The organism is Acinetobacter sp. ANC_7635, assembly GCF_056779945.1.
This window is the reverse complement of the sequence record NZ_JBWYIS010000003.1, coordinates 94,897-112,752: the sequence shown is the minus strand read 5'-3', so window position 1 is coordinate 112,752 and position 17,856 is coordinate 94,897. Positions and strand designations below refer to the sequence as shown.

The window sequence follows — 17,856 nt, the reverse complement described above, 5'->3', positions numbered from 1 at the left end:
TTATGGCTCAACTACCTCCATCGATGCGTCGCAAACGTGCGGCGATTACATCGATTCATGACAAACCACCGACTCGCAAAGAGAAAATGATTAATGCGGGTGGTTGGGTCATGCTTATTTTTGCATGTTGTGTACTTTTGGTCGGCATTTATGGCTTATATAGCGTCATGACCAGTGCAAAGGTAGCATCTTTGGATGTGGTTGGTCTGCAAGCCGAGCCTGAAATTAGTCAAGTGAAACAGCAGTTAATGCCTACCATTACAGGCAATTATTTTACTGCTGATCTTGAGCAAATTCGTGATAAGGCATTAGAGATTTCTTGGGTAGATCGAGTGGTCATTTCTAGAGCTTGGCCAGACGGTATTAAGGTTCGTGTTATTCCGAAACATCCGATTGCGCGTTGGGGAACAGGACGTCTGTTAAGTGATCAGGGTGTGGTGTATACAGAGGCATATTCTAGAAATCACGCAAATTTACCACTTATGCATGGTCCGTCAGATCAGTCAAAAGTCATGATGAGACGTTATCATGAAATTAATCAACTGTTTAGTCCAGTGAATCTGCGTTTGAAAGAGCTATATTTAACAGATCGTCGGACATGGTTTATGCAGTTCGATTCGGGTTTACGTATTATTGTGGATCAGGATCAGACCATGAGCAAACTGCAACGATTGAGTCACTTATCTCAAGCAGATCTGAAAGTGGTTTGGCCAAGAGTTTCAGCGATTGACTTACGTTACCGTAATGGCTTGGCGATTCAATGGAAAAATGCGACACCACCAAAGATTATAAATGGTCAGTTTGTTGTAACCATTAATGACATTAACATTGCAGATTCAAGAGTTGCAAAGCCATAATACGTGGCTTTAAAAATAGGCATAAGCCAGATATAAACAATGAAGAAAATGGTAGTGAATCATGAATGAGGCTGTTCCCTCAGTTGTTGCGATAGACATTGGGACACATAAAGTTTCAGTTCTAATTGGTAAAGTGCATGCGCCGGATAATATCCAGGTCATCGGTATGGCGACTGCGCGAAATAAAGGCATGAACAAAGGAAAAATTGTTAGCCTTGAGAAGGTGATCTCTGCGATTAAGAATGCGGTACAAGAAGCAGAAGATATGGCGGAGTGTCGTGTGCATTCGGCATGGGTATCGATCCCGAGTACAGAACTGCAAAGTGCTTATGCGACAGGCCGGACACCGATTTCTAATCCAGAACGCACCATTACGACTTCAGAAGTGGTTAAAGCTTTAGAAATGGCAAAAGCTAGTCATTTAACTTCTGATCATTATCTTGCAAGTGCAGTCCCATTGGGTTTTGAGTTGGATGATTCACCTGAGTGGGTGCATAATCCAATTAACCTTTCAGCAAATAGCATGACGGCGCATTATCAACTCATGATGCTACCAATCAGCACCATGCAAAATTTAGATCGTGCAATGAAAGGCGCCAATATTTTTGTCGAAAAGATGGTGATTTCATGTTTAGCAACGGCTGAAGGTGCATTGCTGAAAGATGAAAAAGAGTATGGGGTATGCTTATTGGATATTGGGGCTGGTACAACCAATATTGCAGTTTATATTGAAGGTCATTTAGTGCTAGCACACACCATTCAACGTGGTGGTGAAAATGTAACGCGTGATATCGCTGCAGTATTGCAAACGACGACCGAAGAAGCTGAACGACTCAAATTGCTTTACGGTTGTGTTGATTTACAGCAAGTCAAACCTGAACATATGATCGAGTTTGAAGCGATCGATGGTCCTCAGGCGATCAGTCGGATTGAGCTATCAGAGATTATTATTGCACGTTACGAAGAAATTCTTTCTATGGTGCGTGATGAGTTACAACAACGTGGTGCGCTACAAAGTTTATACCACGGTGTAGTTTTAAGTGGTGATGCATGTCAGATTGAGGGTATGATCACATTATCACGTCGTATGTTGGGTGTTTCTGCTCATTTAGGCAACCCTCCGCTACAAGTATATGCGGATGATCAACATTTACCTGCATTAAGACGTTCAATGTATTCTACCGCAACGGGACTGCTGTTATTTAGTCAAAGCGATTTACAAGAATCGGTTGAGCAACCTGAAGAAGTGAATAAGCGTCCATTATTAGAGCGCATAGCGAATGGTTGGAATGCGTTTAATAACAAATTGAAAGGTATTTTTTAAGTTTAGTTTTTAAGGGAGTATTGTTTGCAACTTGTAAGAGCAACTTCATGTGCTTGACAAGAATGTGATTGCAACGCATCCTAAAAACAAATTTTTATTATTGAAGATCAAGGCAGTATACGGGCTTAAGTGACTGCCAAATTTATTAGGAAAAGTTAAGGTCATGGCTTCATTTGAATTTTTAGAAGATGAACAAACCGATAATAACGGTCAAGCCCGTTTTACTGTGTTTGGTGTTGGTGGCGGTGGTGGTAATGCCGTACAACACATGGTGCAATCTGATATCAAAGGCGTGAAATTTGTTTGTGCAAATACAGATAAACAAGCTTTGGATCGTATGAATGCGCCATTCAAAATCCAATTGGGCCAACAAAGTACGCGTGGACTAGGTGCAGGAGCAAATCCTGATGTCGGTCAAATTGCAGCAGAAGAAAGTCGTGAATTAATCCGTCAGCATCTGGAAGGTGCAGATATGGTATTTGTTACTGCCGGCATGGGTGGTGGTACTGGTACTGGTGCAGCACCAGTCGTGGCTGAAATAGCACAAGAAATGGGTATTTTGACGGTTGGTGTTGTCACCACTCCATTTAACTTCGAGGGTCGTCGTCGTCAACGTTCTGCTGAAAAAGGGATCGAAGAACTTGAAAAGCATGTTGACTCATTGATTATCATTCCAAACCAACGCCTACTTAGCGTTTATGGTGATATCTCGATGCAAGATGCTTATCGCAAAGCGGATGATGTCTTGCTTAATGCGGTACGAAGTATCTTTGATTTAGTTGTGCGTCCTGGTCATATCAACCTTGACTTCGCCGATTTAAAAACAGCGATGAGCACACGCGGTTATGCGATGATGGGTGAAGGTAAGAGTAGCGGTCCAGATCGTGCTGAAGATGCAGCGCGTCTTGCGATTCGCAGTCCGTTGCTTGACAACGTAAATATTATGAACGCGAAGGGTGTTTTAATTAATATCACTGGCGGTAATGATGTTACCTTGCGTGAAACTGAAATTATCACAGATGTTGTCAATCAAATTGTTGATCTGGATGAAGGTGAAGTCTTCTTTGGTACAGTATTTGATCCAGATGCGCGTGATGAAATCCGTGTTACTGTGATTGCGACAGGTTTAACTCGTAATGCGAATGAAACGGAAGTGAAGCGCCGTGCGCCAGTGAGTGTAAACCCATCAGTTGGTGGACAAGCTGCTGCTTTGGATGAAGATGATGTTCCAGCAATCAGTAAACGTCAGAATCAAGAGAGTGTAGCCCCAGAGCCTTCTGCAGCGCCTCGATCTGCACCAATGAGCATTCAAGATTATCTTAAAAATCAACAGCGTAAATAACATGTAACATAATGTGTTTACGATGATCAAACAGAAAAGGTGGCGCTTATGCCACCTTTTTGATTTTTATCAATGGCTAAATGTGCTAACGTATACTAGATTTTAGATGAATATTGAAGAAACATGTTGAAACAACGCACCCTGAAACGAGTCGTGAAAGCGAGTGGTATCGGATTACACAGTGGGCAAAAAGTAATGATTAACTTTGTACCACATGTAGCTGATGGGGGTATTGTTTTTCGCCGTATTGATTTAAATCCGCCTGTAGATATTCCTGCTAATGCGATGCTGATTCAAGAAGCATTTATGTGTTCAAATTTGGTACAAGAAAATGCCAAAGTTGGGACTATCGAACATATTATGAGTGCGATTGCAGGTCTTGGTATTGATAATCTGATTATTGAAGTATCAGCTTCAGAAGTTCCAATTATGGATGGAAGCGCCGGTCCATTTATTTATTTACTCATGCAAGGTGAGTTGATGGAGCAAGAAGCGCCTAAAAAATTTATAAAAATATTAAAGCCTGTAGAAGCATTAATTGACGATAAGCGCGCTATTTTTAATCCGCATGATGGTTTTCAACTTAATTTTACGATTGATTTCGATCACCCAGCCTTTGCCAAAGAATATCAGTCTGCCAGTATTGATTTCTCAACGGAAACATTTGTTTATGAAGTCAGTGAGGCACGTACTTTCGGCTTTATGAAAGATTTGGATTATCTTAAGGCGAATAATTTAGCTTTGGGTGCTAGTTTAGATAATGCAATTGGTGTTGATGATTCAGGTGTTGTGAACGAAGAAGGCTTACGATTTGCTGATGAATTTGTACGTCATAAAATATTAGATGCGGTGGGTGATCTTTATTTACTCGGACATCAAATTATTGCGAAGTTTGATGGTTACAAATCTGGACATGCACTCAATAATCAACTGCTTCGCAATGTTCAGAGTGATCCATCTAATTATGAAATTGTAACATTTGATGACGAAAAGTCTTGTCCAATTCAATATGTAAGTGTGATCTAAGTCATTGTCTTCAGGTTAAATGTTATAGTGTAACATTGTTAAGTGTGACTTAATTCGCTTTTAAACTAGTGAATGACGTTTAAATCAAATGGTCCAGTTACTTTTTATTGCTTGCCAAACGTATCATAGCTTGGCTAAGCTTAGGATCGTTCACAAAACTAGCAGCGTTGAGTAACATTTCTTGCGTTGTCGGACATAAAGAAGTTTTGGAATTTTCAGTTTGTGTTTGGGGAATTTCTTTTTTTGCTCGAAGACGAACTTGGATTTTTTGTAAATCTTTGAGTTCAGGGATTTGTGATAACTGAGAAATATACTGTTTTTGAAGGTAACCGAGTTGACTAATCATGGCTTGATTTTCACCGGTGATGGTCAAAATACCGTATTGATAACAGACAACTTGCCATTGTTCATTTTTGGGCAATAGCGGTTGAATTAATTTTGTAAGTCTCTGCCAGTCAGCAACTTGCTTTGTGAGAAACGATAAGTTTCCTGTTTTTATGTGTTGTCTTGTTTGTTGAAACATATTTTTTGGTTCTGACATACATTGTTCCTACATTGTTTTGTCTTAATCTTAAACGCTTGTTTCTTTCGATATCAAGGAAGAGATCACACAAGAGACTTGAGTAAGAACAGTTTAATGAGGTTTATATGTATACGCGACGTATTTTATTAGCGTTTTCTTTAGCAGCTTCAGCAGCTTCGGTTGCATTTGCAGATTTAGTTCAATTAGATGCCACACAAGCCTCCAATCCTGATCGATTGGAAGAGTTAACAAGAACACTATCACAAGGTTCTTATAGTCATCCTGATGACATGGACATTCCAGCGACAGCACAAGTCGATGTGACAGTTCGAGCGAAGGCGGATCCAATCGAATTAAATAATGCGCTGCTTAATAGTAAATACCCTGCTAAAAAAACTACAACGACAAGTTCAAATCGTTACTCTTCAAATAATGCATATTCATGGTTAGTGACACACCCGCTTCCAACTGGTCGTGTCAGTTCAAATTATGGCGGCCGAACAATGGGCGGCCGTGCTGAAAACCATTCAGGCTTAGATCTTGCTGCACCAACAGGCACTCCAATATATGCAACTGGTCCAGGTATAGTGACCAAATCAGGTTGGGGTACAGGTTATGGTCAATATGTTGAAATCAACCACGGTAATGGGTATATCACACGATATGCACATGCTTCACGTTTGATTGCTAAAGTAGGTGATAAAGTCACTGCTGGTGAGCATATTGCCAATGTGGGTTGTACTGGACGTTGTACTGGTCCTCACTTACATTATGAAGTGGTAAAAGATGGTCAGCGTAAAAACCCTTCAACTTACCTAGCGATGTTGCCTTAATTAATTATCAAACCTCATTAATACACATCCATTGTTAAGTCGTTTGAATAAATCGCCAAGCAGAGTCTTGGCGATTTTCGTTTTTGCTGTCAGGTCACCTGATTAAATTTAAGATTAGAATAAAGCTTTGTATAAAAAAACAGCAATATTGGCGTTTTAGTGTTAATTTGTGTAATAAATGGTCAAGTACTATTTGTTATCGAAATATTAGTCTAATGTCGTATTCATTTATAGCCATAACTGCGTATCGCGAAAATATGTTAAATATAGGGTATACAAATAGGCATGAATATAGGTGTAATATGGCGTATTACGGTGATACCGACGCACAAGAAACCCAAGAGTGGCAGGACGCTTTTGACTCTGTTTTACAGCATATGGGGACGGAAAGAGCAGCCTTTCTTCTTGAAAAACTGTATCAACGTGCGATTGCGAAACATGTTCCCATTCAGCGTCTAAATACTCCTTACTTAAATACGATTTCAGTAGAAGAGCAACCTGCAATGCCTGGCGATCCAGATATGGAGCGCCGAATTCGTGCTTTGATTCGTTGGAATGCTTTAGCAATGGTGCTTCGCGCCAATAAAACAGGCGACGATCTTGGTGGTCACTTAGCCAGCTTTGCATCTTCTGCAACTTTATATGATGTTGGCTTTAACCATTTCTTCCGTGCGAACAGTGATAACTTCGGCGGTGACATGATTTATTATCAAGGTCACTGTGCACCAGGGATTTATGCGCGTTCATTCTTGGAAGGTCGTTTAACTGAAGAGCATCTAAACAATTTCCGTCGTGAAGTTGATGGTATTGGTTTACCTTCGTACCCACATCCATACTTAATGCCAGACTATTGGCAGTTCCCAACGGTATCGATGGGTCTGGGTCCAATCATGTCCATTTATCAAGCACATATTCAAAAGTACTTGATGAACCGCGGTTTGATTAAAGAAGAAGATCGTAAGGTTTGGGCTTATCTTGGCGATGGTGAGATGGATGAGCCAGAAAGTACTGGTGCAATCTCGTTGGCAGGTCGTGAAAAGTTAGACAACTTGGTTTGGGTTGTAAACTGTAACTTGCAACGTTTAGATGGTCCAGTTCGTGGTAATGGTAAGATCATCCAAGAACTTGAGTCTTTATTCCGTGGTGCAGGTTGGCGCGTGATTAAAGTAGTATGGGGTCGTCATTGGGATCCACTACTTGCTAAAGATGAATCTGGTGCGCTTAAAGCCATTATGGAAGAAGCTGTAGATGGTGATTATCAGCGTTATCAAGTGAAAGGTGGTGCTTATACACGTGCGCACTTCTTTGGTAAATATCCTGAAGCTGAAGAGTTAGTTAAACACTTAAGTGATGAAGATATCGATAATTTAAATCGTGGCGGTCACGATCCTTACAAAGTATATGCTGCTTATGCAGAAGCCATGAAATCTACAGGTCAGCCAACGGTTATTCTCGCGAAAACTGTTAAAGGTTACGGCTTATCTGAAGAAATTGAAGCGGTCAATAAAACGCATCAAATCAAGAAAATGCAACTTGAATCGCTTAAATATGTACGTAACCGTTTCAACTTGCCATTTACCGATGAGCAACTTGAAGAAGTTCCATTTTATCGCCCAAGTGAAAACTCGCCTGAAATTAAGTATATGAAGGCTCGCCGTGAGGCATTAGGTGGTTACTTACCAGCACGTCGTAAAGAGAGCGAATCTTTAGCGATTCCTGAGTTGTCTGTATTTGATGCAGTGTTAGCTGGTTCTAATGGTAAGCAACAATCAACGACCATGGTGATGGTACGTTTAATCTCTGCACTACTGAAAGAAAAAGCAATTAAAGACCGTGTGGTACCAATTGTTCCAGATGAGGCGCGTACTTTCGGTTTAGAAGGGATGTTCCGTCAATTGGGCATTTATGCCGCGCACGGTCAAAAATATACCCCTGAAGATCAAGAGCAGTTGATGCATTACCGTGAAGCGAAAGATGGTCATATGCTTCAAGAGGGGATCAATGAAGCAGGTGCGATGAGTGCTTGGGCTGCTTTAGGAACAAGTTATTCAACCAATAACCTTCCTATGATCCCGATGTACATGTATTACTCAATGTTTGGCTTCCAACGTATTGGTGATATTGCATGGGCGGCAGGTGATGCACAGGCGCAAGGTTTCTTATTGGGTGCAACTGCTGGTCGTACTACGCTGAATGGTGAAGGTCTACAGCATCAAGATGGTCACTCACATATTCTTGCGAATACGATTCCAAATTGTATTTCTTATGATCCATGTTTCGGATATGAACTTGCGGTGATTGTACATGACGGTCTAAAACGCATGTATGTGGATCAGGAGCGTGTGTTCTATTACTTAACTGTAATGAATGAGAACTATGAGCATCCAGCGATGCCACAAGGTGCTGAAGAAGGCATTAAACGTGGTATGTATTTACTTGAGGAAGATGAAAAAGCCACAGTTCAGCTTTTAGGTTCAGGTGTAATTCTGCGTGAAGTGATTAAAGCGGCTCAAATCTTACGTGATGAATATCAAATTCATTCGAATGTCTACAGCGTAACAAGCTTTAATGAGCTTGCGCGTGATGGTATGGCGTGCGAAGAATATAATCGTTTACATCCACTTACTGAAGATGTAAAAGAAGCATGGGTGTCGAAGCAGTTGCGTGGTACGAAAGGTATCGTCGTTTCTGCAACAGATCATATGCGTGCTTACAGTGAGCAAATTCGCGCTTACCTTCCAGATAACCGTCCATTTGTAGCATTAGGTACAGACGGTTATGGTCGCTCAGATACACGTGCAAAACTTCGTAGCTACTTTGGTGTAGATGCTGCACATATTGTTGTTGCGACACTGAAGAAACTTGCTGACGAGGGTGAAGTAGATGCGCGTCTAGTTAAAGATGCGATTTCTAGCTTTGAATTAGATACTGACCGTCCAGTCGCTTGGGCACCTCAAACAACGCCTGAACTTCACGCTGTAGCTGACTACAAAGAGGAGAACTAAGCATGCAAATTACGACTCCTGATATTGGTGTAGATAAAGCTACAGTGGCTGAAATTTTGGTCAAAGTGGGTGATACGATTAGTGTCGATGACAGCATTGTTTTGTTGGAGTCTGACAAAGCATCTGTTGAAGTGCCAAGCACTTCAGCAGGTGTGGTGAAAAGTATTTTGGTGAGCCTTGGTGACGAAGTTGCTGAAGGTGCGGTTTTGGTAGAGCTTGAAGCGGAGGGGCAAACGTCATCTGAAGCACCTACAGCACAAGTTGAAGAATCGAAAGCACAAGCTCACGCAGAACCTGTAGACCAATCTCAAGCGGAAGCGCCTGAAGCAGCATCAACGGCGTCTGAAACTGTTGATGTTCAAGTACCAGACATTGGTGTTGAAAAAGCAACTGTGGGTGAGATCTTGGTTGCGGTTGGCGACGAAATTGATGCCGATCAAAGTATCATTGTCGTTGAGTCTGACAAAGCGACAGTTGAAGTTCCAAGTGCTGTTGCGGGTACAGTTGAATCGATTGAAATTTCAGTCGGTAATACAGTGAAAGAGGGTGTTGTGATTCTGAAAGTGAAAACAGCAGCTTCAGCATCAACCGCGGCGCAAGCTGCTGCAGAAACTACACCGACGACTGTTCCATCTGCAGAGGCACCACCTGCAGAATCAACAAAAGAGACAGTTGCTTCAGCGCCAGCAGGTAAAGTTGAGATCGCTGTCCCTGACTTAGGTGTAGACAAAGCTGCTGTAGCTGAAATTTTAGTGGCTGTTGGTGATAAGGTTGAAAAAGACCAAAGCATCATTGTGGTTGAATCAGATAAAGCGACTGTTGAAGTACCAAGTACCACCACAGGTGTGATTACCGCAATTCATATTGAATTGGGTCAAAATGTGTCTGAAGGTGTGGCTTTAGTCACGATTGAAGCTGAAGGTCAAGCAACCCCAGTTACAGAAGCCCCTGTATCAGCACCAGTGACTACAAAAGCGGAAGCACCAAAAGCTGCCCCTGCGCAAGCAGCGGTTGCTACTGTACAAACAGCAGCCCCTTCAGCAGATAAACTGACCAAAGAGCAAAATGCAGCAAACGCCAAAGTATATGCTGGTCCTGCGGTACGTAAGTTGGCGCGTGAGCTTGGTGTTGTGTTGGCAGAAGTCAAAGCTTCTGGTCCACATGCACGCTTAATGAAAGAAGACATCTTTGCGTATGTGAAAACACGTTTAACTGCACCAGCACCTGTAACTGCTGCACCGACAGTTGCTGCACCAGCAGGATTGCCTAAATTACCAAGTTTTGACGCCTTTGGTGGTGTAGAAGAAAAAGCGTTAACACGTTTACAGCAAGTGTCTATTCCACAGTTGTCATTGAACAATTATATCCCGCAAGTGACCCAATTCGATGCGGCAGATATTACGGAGCTTGAAGCATGGCGTAATGAGCTTAAAGGCAACTTTAAGAAAGAAGGCATTAGCCTGACCATTATGGCATTCATCATCAAGGCTGTAGCGCATTTGCTAAAAGAAGAACGTGAGTTTGCAGGTCACTTGTCTGATGATGGCAAAACCGTATTACTGCGTAAAGAAATCCATATGGGCATTGCTGTTGCTACACCAGATGGTTTAACAGTGCCTGTGCTACGTAATCCAGATCAAAAATCAATTAAGCAAATCGCAGTTGAACTCGGTGAGTTGGGTCAAAAAGCACGTGATAAGAAATTGTCACCGAAAGATCTGCAAGGTGCCAACTTCACGATTTCAAGCCTAGGCGCAATTGGTGGTACGGCATTCACTCCGCTTGTCAACTGGCCGCAAGTGGCAATCTTGGGTATTTCACCTGCAACGATGCAACCTGTGTGGAATGGACAAGGTTTTGATCCACGTTTAATGCTTCCATTGTCATTGTCTTATGACCATCGTGTCATTAATGGTGCTGATGCTGCTCGCTTTACCAATAAACTGACGAAGCTGCTTAAAGATATTCGTACATTGCTCATCTAAATATTTTTAACGTATTTTGTCTGCAGAATCAAAACCTCACTTCGGTGGGGTTTTTATTTGTAAAAACAAAAAGCCAGGCTTATAATGGATAAACTTCATTGGGGAGTAGCCGCTGTTCTGCAATAGAACAGGTGATGGTCAACATATTTGCTCTAAAACGAGCATGGTCATCATAGCAAAGAACCAAATGAGCTCTATTTGAGCTTTCTTTTGTTGGCAAGACCTTTGATTTACCATTCTGCGGATTTTTGGCTAGCAGGGATGGTGGGTCATTGGTATTTGTTATGCTAGCCAGAGAAAGACATCATGTATGAATTCCTTCTGTCTACAGGTATCGTCGCACTAGCTGAAATGGGTGATAAAACCCAATTGTTAGCTTTACTTCTTGCTGCACGCTTTCGTAAACCCGTTCCAATCTTAATTGCTATTTTGTTAGCGACAATTGTCAATCATGGAGTTTCCGCTGCTCTAGGACAATGGGTTACAACAATTTTAAGTCCCGAGATCCTCATGTGGATTCTAGCAATAGGATTTATTGCTATGGCTGCTTGGATGCTGGTCCCTGATGAACTAGAGGATGAGTCAGGAAGTATTCAAAAATGGCAAAAATTTGGCGTTTTTGGAGCGACATTTATTTTATTTTTCTTGGCTGAAATTGGCGACAAAACGCAGATTGCGACAGTGGCACTTGCTGCACGTTTTGACAGTATCTGGTGGGTGATGGCTGGAACGACATTAGGTATGATGATCGCTAATGCGCCGGCAGTATTTATTGGTGATAAATTGGCGAATCGATTACCTATTTCCTTGATTCACAAAATTGGCGCAATAATTTTCCTTGTCATAGGTGTGGGCACTTTAGTGCAACATTATTGTTTATAAATGGTTGTATACGCATAAAGATCTGAATCTTCAAAAGATTTAGTTTATTTATAAATAGTATTGAAATAATGCACCATGAAAGTGATTCATAATGGTGCATTTTTTTAATGGAAGTTATTGATTAGTAAATAAATATAATAAAAATAAATCTTGTTTTTGAAATTAAGTTTTTTTAGGATTTCGTCACTAAAAAATTATTTTTAAGAGATTTAAAAATGCTCTCTCAGATTTCTGCACAGGATGCGTGTTTAAGTTGTGGTGCTTGTTGTGCCTATTTCCGTGTTTCATTTTATGGTGCGGAAGCGATGAACATCCCTACCGAGATGGTTGAGGATATTAACCCTGTATATGCTTGTATGGTGGGGACGAATCAAACTAACCCGCGATGCGTTGCTCTAGAAGGAGAAATAGGGAAGCAGGTCTCTTGCTCGATCTATACGGTTCGCAGTTCATCGTGTAGAGAGGTCCAAGCCGGAGATGCGCAATGTGCCAAAGCTCGACAAGCCCATCATCTGATCCCATTAATTGATATTGAAATTGTTCCATCGTCGAATGATGACGATTACGATCAGGTCAGTTAATTTGAATGATTTAAAATATGCTTCTGTTTTATATGCTCTTATTATGATTTTCTCGGATAGTAAATTGCATAAAAATAGGGGTGATGGGTAAATTTCATAAAATTGTCGATAATAAGAAATGAAATTTACCTTAAAATTTGTATATAATGGCGCACGGAAATTACCAGTGAGACTGTTATGTTGACCATCGTTCAAGACGCGTTAACTTTTGATGATGTCCTATTACTCCCTGCCTACTCTACTGTTCTCCCAAAAGATGTCTCTCTAAAGACACGTTTAACTCGCGGCATTAATTTGAATATCCCTCTTGTGTCTGCAGCAATGGATACGGTGACTGAATCCCGTATGGCAATTGCAATGGCACAAAATGGCGGTATTGGTATCCTTCATAAAAATATGGATATTGCAGCGCAAGCTGCTGAAGTACGCCGTGTGAAAAAATTCGAAGCAGGCATGGTGAAAGATCCAATTACAGTAACCCCTGAAACGACTGTGCGTGAGTTAATCGCAATTACGCAAGCGAACAATATCAGCGGTGTGCCAGTGGTGAAAGATGGCAAAGTAGTTGGTATTGTGACAGGTCGTGATACACGCTTTGAAACTAATCTTGAACAGCCAGTAAGCAACATCATGACTGGTCAAGATCGTTTGGTCACCGTTCGCGAAGGTGAATCGAAAGAAAACATTCAGGCACTTCTCCAAAAAAATCGCATTGAGAAAGTGATTGTTGTTGGCGAAAACAACGAACTAAAAGGTTTAATCACTGTAACAGATTTTAATAAGGCTGAGCTTTATCCAAATAGCTGTAAAGATGACTTAGGTCGTTTACGTGTGGGTGCTGCAGTTGGTACAGGTGTAGAAACTCCAAGCCGTGTTGAAGCATTGGTTGATGCGGGTGTTGACGTGATTGTAGTCGATACTGCACATGGTCACTCTGCTGGTGTTATCGAGCGCGTACGTTGGGTTAAAGCCAACTACCCACAAGTTCAAGTCATTGGCGGTAACATTGCGACTGGCGATGCTGCATTGGCTTTACTTGATGCAGGCGCAGATGCTGTGAAAGTAGGTATCGGTCCTGGTTCAATCTGTACGACTCGTATTGTTGCAGGTATTGGTATGCCACAAATTTCGGCGATCGATTCTGTTGCTAACGCACTGAAAGATCAAATTCCATTGATCGCAGACGGTGGTATCCGCTTCTCAGGTGATATGGCAAAAGCGATCGGTGCAGGTGCAAGTACGATTATGGTGGGTTCTTTACTTGCTGGTACTGAAGAAGCACCAGGCGAAGTTGAATTCTTCCAAGGTCGTTATTACAAAGCTTACCGAGGAATGGGTTCATTGGGTGCAATGGCGGGTGCAACAGGTTCTGCGGATCGTTATTTCCAAGACTCTAAAGCAGGTGCTGAGAAGTTGGTTCCAGAAGGTATTGAAGGCCGCGTACCTTACAAAGGGCCAATGGGCAACATCGTGCATCAAATGATGGGTGGTTTACGTTCATCTATGGGTTATACAGGCTCTGCAGTGATTGAAGATCTTCGTCAAAATGCGAAATTCGTGAAAATCACGTCTGCGGGTATGTCTGAATCACACGTTCACGATGTGACCATTACTAAAGAAGCACCGAATTACCGTGTTGGTTAATTGCCTGTTATAAAACAATTTTTAAAAAAAACCGTCATGTAAATGACGGTTTTTTTATTTTGGTGTAAAGTGGTGCGCATTGAAAAAGGATGATGTTAATCACCCGCTAAGAAGTGAGAGAATGAATGAGTTATTTTGGTACTGATGGTATTCGTGGGAAATTCGGTGTATTTCCAATCACACCTGAGTTTGCACTCAAATTAGGGTTTGCTGCGGGTAAAGTACTTAAGCGTAGAACAAAAAGAAATAAACCGATTGTGGTGATGGGCAAAGATCCTCGTTTATCAGGTTATATTTTAGAAGCTGCTTTACAATCGGGTTTAAACGCAGCTGGTGTTTATGTGCATTTATTGGGTCCATTACCTACGCCTGCCATTGCTCATTTAACTCGTGCTTTGCATGCCAGTTTAGGGATTGTCATCTCAGCTTCACATAACCCTTATCATGATAATGGCATTAAGTTTTTTTCTTCAGAAGGAAAAAAATTACCAGACGAGTTTCAAGATGAGATTAATGCTGAACTCGAGAAAGATATTGTCATTGATGATATTGCGAGTCTAGGAAAAAGTGTGCGTGTTGATGATGCTCCAGGTCGTTATATTGAATTTTGTAAATCAACGTTCCCATACCATTACGATTTAAACAATTTAAAAATTGTCGTCGACTGTGCCAATGGAGCAGCATATAACGTGGGTCCTGCGGTATTCCGTGAGCTCGGTGCCAAAGTGATTGCGATTCATAATGAACCGAATGGTTTGAATATTAACCAAGGCTGTGGCTCAACTCATCCTGAGAGTTTGCAAGCTGCTGTAGTTGATCACCAAGCAGATTTGGGTATTGCATTTGATGGCGATGCAGATCGTGTCATTCTAGTGGATCAGAATGGAAAGCTGATTGATGGCGATCATATTCTATATATCTTGGCGACACAAAGTGCCAATAAACCAGCCGGTATTGTCGGTACGCTCATGAGCAATATGGCACTTGAATTAGCACTTGAAAAAGCAGAAGTTCCACTGCTACGTGCCAAAGTTGGTGACCGTTATGTATTGCAAGGTTTAGAGGAAAACGGTTGGGTTATTGGTGGTGAACCTTCAGGTCACATTTTAACTCTAGACAAGAGCACCACAGGTGATGCGATTATTGCAGCCCTACAAGTCTTAACTGTCATGGTTGAACAGAAGAAAGCATTGCATGAGTTGGTTGCTGACTTTAAATTACTGCCAAACGTGCTTGTAAATGTCCGTTTAGATGCAATGTTTGATCCATACTCAGTACCTGCATTGGCTGCAGAATTTGCCAAAGCCGAAGCGCAACTTAAAGGTCGTGGTCGATTACTGATTCGTAAGTCAGGGACTGAACCTGTAATTCGTGTGATGGTTGAAGGTGATAATCTTCAAGAAGTGACTGCACTGGCACATGCTTTGGCAGATGCTGTACGTGCTAATGCAGCAGCTTAATCGGGGATTGACTCATGAGTGATTTGATTAAAGATCTCAGTGAACTGCGCCTAAATTATCAAAAAGGCGAATTACATGAGGATCAAGTGAATGCTGATCCACATGAACAGTTTCTATTGTGGTTTAACCATGCGTTAGAAGCTCAGCTTCACGAACCGTATGCCATGTCATTGGCTACGGCAAATGCCGAAGGTCGACCGCACGTACGTACCGTATTACTTCGAGGTGCGGATGAAAATGGTTATGCGTTCTATACCAATTATGACAGCCAAAAAGGACTCGACTTAGTAGCCAATCCTTATGCGCAAATTCTGTTTTATTGGGCAGAACAAGAACGCCAAATTCGCATTTCAGGTCGAGTTGTAAAAATTTCGGAACAAGAATCCGCTGATTATTACCATAAGCGTCCGCGTGATAGTCAAATTGCAGCGCATATTAGTACCCCACAAAGTGGTGTGATTGCGAGCCGTGACGAGCTACAGCAACGCTTTAATGATTTGCATGAGCGTGTGGCAGATCAACAAACTTTAGATAAGCCTGACTTCTGGGGTGGTTACCGTATAGAGCCAGATTATTATGAGTTCTGGCAAGGTCGCCCAAACCGTTTGCACGACCGTTTGTGTTATGAAAAAATCGACGGTGCGTGGAAATTACAACGATTGATGCCATAAATGCCAAAATTTGAAATCAAGCAACGTCCATTTTTAACACGCCCTGAAAATTTTCAGGGCGTGCCTTCATTTATTGCCGAAATTTTGGCACGTCGAGGCGTTGAATCTGAACAAGAACTAGAACTGAAATTAAAATACTTATTAGCGCCAACTATGAAGGGGTTAGATGCTGCAATTCAGTTGATCGACCAAGCCATTGATCAACACAAAAAAATTGTGATTGTCGGTGACTATGATGCTGACGGTGCGACCAGTACAGCACTGATGATGCTTGCACTACGTGACATGGGGGCAGATGTTGATTATTTAGTCCCTGATCGCTTTAAGTATGGCTATGGTTTGACACCTGCTATTGCAGATCTTGCGTTTGCCAACTTTACGCCTGATTTGTTGATTACGGTCGACAATGGCATTTCAAGTCATGATGGAGTTAAGCAAGCTCAAGATCATGGGATGCAAGTAATTATTACCGATCACCATCTCACAACCAAGCCAACGCCTATGGCTGAGGCAGTGGTGAATCCGAATCAACTCGGTTGTGAGTTTCCAAGTAAAGCTTTGGCAGGAGTAGGAGTTGCCTTTTATGTGTTGGCGAACCTATCCAGTCATCGTAAAAAAATGGGCAAGTCTTTTGCACAAATGACTAACTATTTGGATTTGGTTGCGCTTGGGACCTATGCCGATGTTGCCAGTTTGGATTATAACAACCGAATCTTAATCGACAGTGGTCTAAAGCGGATTCAACAAGGATTATGTCGCCCTGGGATTTCAGCCTTATTAGATATTGCCAAACGTGATCCTGCAGGACTGACAGCGCAAGACTTAGGTTTTGTGATTGGACCGCGAATTAATGCGGCAGGGCGTATGGAAACCATGGACATTGGCATCGAATGTCTCTTAGCATCCGACTTGGCTACAGCATATCCTTTAGCGGAACAGCTGAATCAACTCAATGTGGAACGTCGTCAGGTAGAAGGTAAGATTAAACAAGAAGCATTGACTGCATTAGATCAAATTCAGCTAGATAAGGATGCAATACCTGCAGCGTTAATTATGTTTGAGCCACATTGGCATCAAGGCGTGATTGGAATTGTGGCAGGACGCTTAAAAGAGCAGTTCCATCGTCCGAGTATCGTTTTTGCCCGTGATGAAGATGACATTCATATCAAAGGTTCAGCGCGTTCAATTGAGGGAATTCATATTCGGGATGCGATTGAGCGTGTGGCTGAGAAATATCCACATATTGTCAGTCACTTTGGTGGGCATGCTGCAGCTGCAGGTCTAACCATTAAAAAAGAACATTTTGCTGAGTTTAAGCAGGTATTTGAGCAGTTGATTGCCAGTCAAGATGAAAGTCTGTTTACTGCAACCTTATGGACGGATGGGGAGTTGCCAGCTTCAGCTTTCCAAATTGAAACGGTGGACGTATTACAAAATTTAAGTCCTTGGGGGCAAAAGTTTCCTGCGCCTGTATTCGAGGGAGTATTTAAAATTTTGGATTATCGCTGGCTTAAGGATGTGCACTTGAAACTGCGTGTAGCTTTAGAAAATGGTCAAGTGGTAGAGGCAATCGCCTTTAACGCAGCAGATAAATATCAGTTTGATCCGATGCTCAATGAAATTCGCTTGGTCTATGAGCTGGATAAAAATACCTTTAATGGTAATACCAGTTTACAAATGCGCATTGTACATATGCATCAATAAAAAAACCGCTCATCAGAGC

General features: G+C 41.9%; 14 protein-coding genes and 1 riboswitch. Of the genes, 13 read left to right on the top strand and 1 reads right to left on the bottom strand.

The window, feature by feature from the left end; all coding sequences use genetic code 11:
- Positions 1-2 precede the first annotated feature (2 nt).
- From AC1M89_RS05955 to lpxC, 4 genes are all read left to right on the top strand, one after another.
- Positions 3-857 (top strand): cell division protein FtsQ/DivIB, encoded by an 855-nt coding sequence (locus AC1M89_RS05955; protein WP_035265833.1) that lies wholly within the window; start codon positions 3-5, stop codon positions 855-857.
- Positions 858-918: 61 nt separating this feature from the next.
- Positions 919-2,181: a cell division protein FtsA gene (ftsA, locus tag AC1M89_RS05950; RefSeq protein ID WP_035265831.1), complete on the top strand. Its 1,263-nt coding sequence runs from the start codon at positions 919-921 to the stop codon at positions 2,179-2,181.
- A gap of 163 nt (positions 2,182-2,344) precedes the next feature.
- Entirely contained in the window at positions 2,345-3,523 is a 1,179-nt protein-coding gene (gene ftsZ, locus AC1M89_RS05945; protein WP_035265829.1) for a cell division protein FtsZ, read from the top strand.
- Positions 3,524-3,646: 123 nt separating this feature from the next.
- The gene (gene lpxC / locus AC1M89_RS05940) at positions 3,647-4,549 is read left to right on the top strand and encodes a UDP-3-O-acyl-N-acetylglucosamine deacetylase (RefSeq protein ID WP_481591845.1); all 903 of its coding nucleotides are present in this window, start codon (positions 3,647-3,649) and stop codon (positions 4,547-4,549) included.
- A gap of 97 nt (positions 4,550-4,646) precedes the next feature.
- Here the strand turns inward: lpxC and AC1M89_RS05935 are convergent, their stop codons facing one another.
- Positions 4,647-5,090, bottom strand: a complete 444-nt coding sequence (locus AC1M89_RS05935; RefSeq protein WP_035265826.1) for a DciA family protein — start codon at positions 5,088-5,090, stop codon at positions 4,647-4,649.
- 107 nt (positions 5,091-5,197) lie between these two features.
- Here AC1M89_RS05935 and AC1M89_RS05930 point away from each other — a divergent pair, with 107 nt between their 5' ends.
- From AC1M89_RS05930 to recJ, 9 genes are all read left to right on the top strand, one after another.
- Positions 5,198-5,905 (top strand): M23 family metallopeptidase, encoded by a 708-nt coding sequence (locus tag AC1M89_RS05930; RefSeq protein ID WP_481591846.1) that lies wholly within the window; start codon positions 5,198-5,200, stop codon positions 5,903-5,905.
- Positions 5,906-6,207: 302 nt separating this feature from the next.
- A complete protein-coding gene (gene aceE, locus AC1M89_RS05925) occupies positions 6,208-8,910 on the top strand; it encodes a pyruvate dehydrogenase (acetyl-transferring), homodimeric type (RefSeq protein ID WP_092766512.1) in 2,703 nt (900 codons plus the stop codon).
- A gap of 2 nt (positions 8,911-8,912) precedes the next feature.
- A complete protein-coding gene (locus AC1M89_RS05920; RefSeq protein ID WP_481591847.1) occupies positions 8,913-10,895 on the top strand; it encodes a 2-oxo acid dehydrogenase subunit E2 in 1,983 nt (660 codons plus the stop codon).
- Positions 10,896-10,983: 88 nt separating this feature from the next.
- A riboswitch (yybP-ykoY riboswitch) is annotated at positions 10,984-11,126 on the top strand.
- A 75-nt stretch (positions 11,127-11,201) separates the two neighbouring features.
- The gene (locus tag AC1M89_RS05915; protein ID WP_035265818.1) at positions 11,202-11,777 is read left to right on the top strand and encodes a TMEM165/GDT1 family protein; all 576 of its coding nucleotides are present in this window, start codon (positions 11,202-11,204) and stop codon (positions 11,775-11,777) included.
- Between the two features lie 215 nt (positions 11,778-11,992).
- Positions 11,993-12,358, top strand: coding sequence for a YkgJ family cysteine cluster protein (locus AC1M89_RS05910; protein WP_179999146.1), 366 nt, complete (start codon positions 11,993-11,995; stop codon positions 12,356-12,358).
- 177 nt (positions 12,359-12,535) lie between these two features.
- On the top strand, positions 12,536-14,002 hold the full coding sequence (guaB, locus tag AC1M89_RS05905) for an IMP dehydrogenase (RefSeq protein ID WP_035265814.1): 1,467 nt from the start codon (positions 12,536-12,538) through the stop codon (positions 14,000-14,002).
- A 125-nt stretch (positions 14,003-14,127) separates the two neighbouring features.
- Entirely contained in the window at positions 14,128-15,462 is a 1,335-nt protein-coding gene (gene glmM, locus AC1M89_RS05900; RefSeq protein WP_481586871.1) for a phosphoglucosamine mutase, read from the top strand.
- Between the two features lie 14 nt (positions 15,463-15,476).
- Positions 15,477-16,133, top strand: a complete 657-nt coding sequence (gene pdxH / locus AC1M89_RS05895; RefSeq protein WP_481614034.1) for a pyridoxamine 5'-phosphate oxidase — start codon at positions 15,477-15,479, stop codon at positions 16,131-16,133.
- Entirely contained in the window at positions 16,134-17,837 is a 1,704-nt protein-coding gene (recJ, locus tag AC1M89_RS05890; protein WP_481591848.1) for a single-stranded-DNA-specific exonuclease RecJ, read from the top strand.
- Positions 17,838-17,856 lie beyond the last annotated feature (19 nt).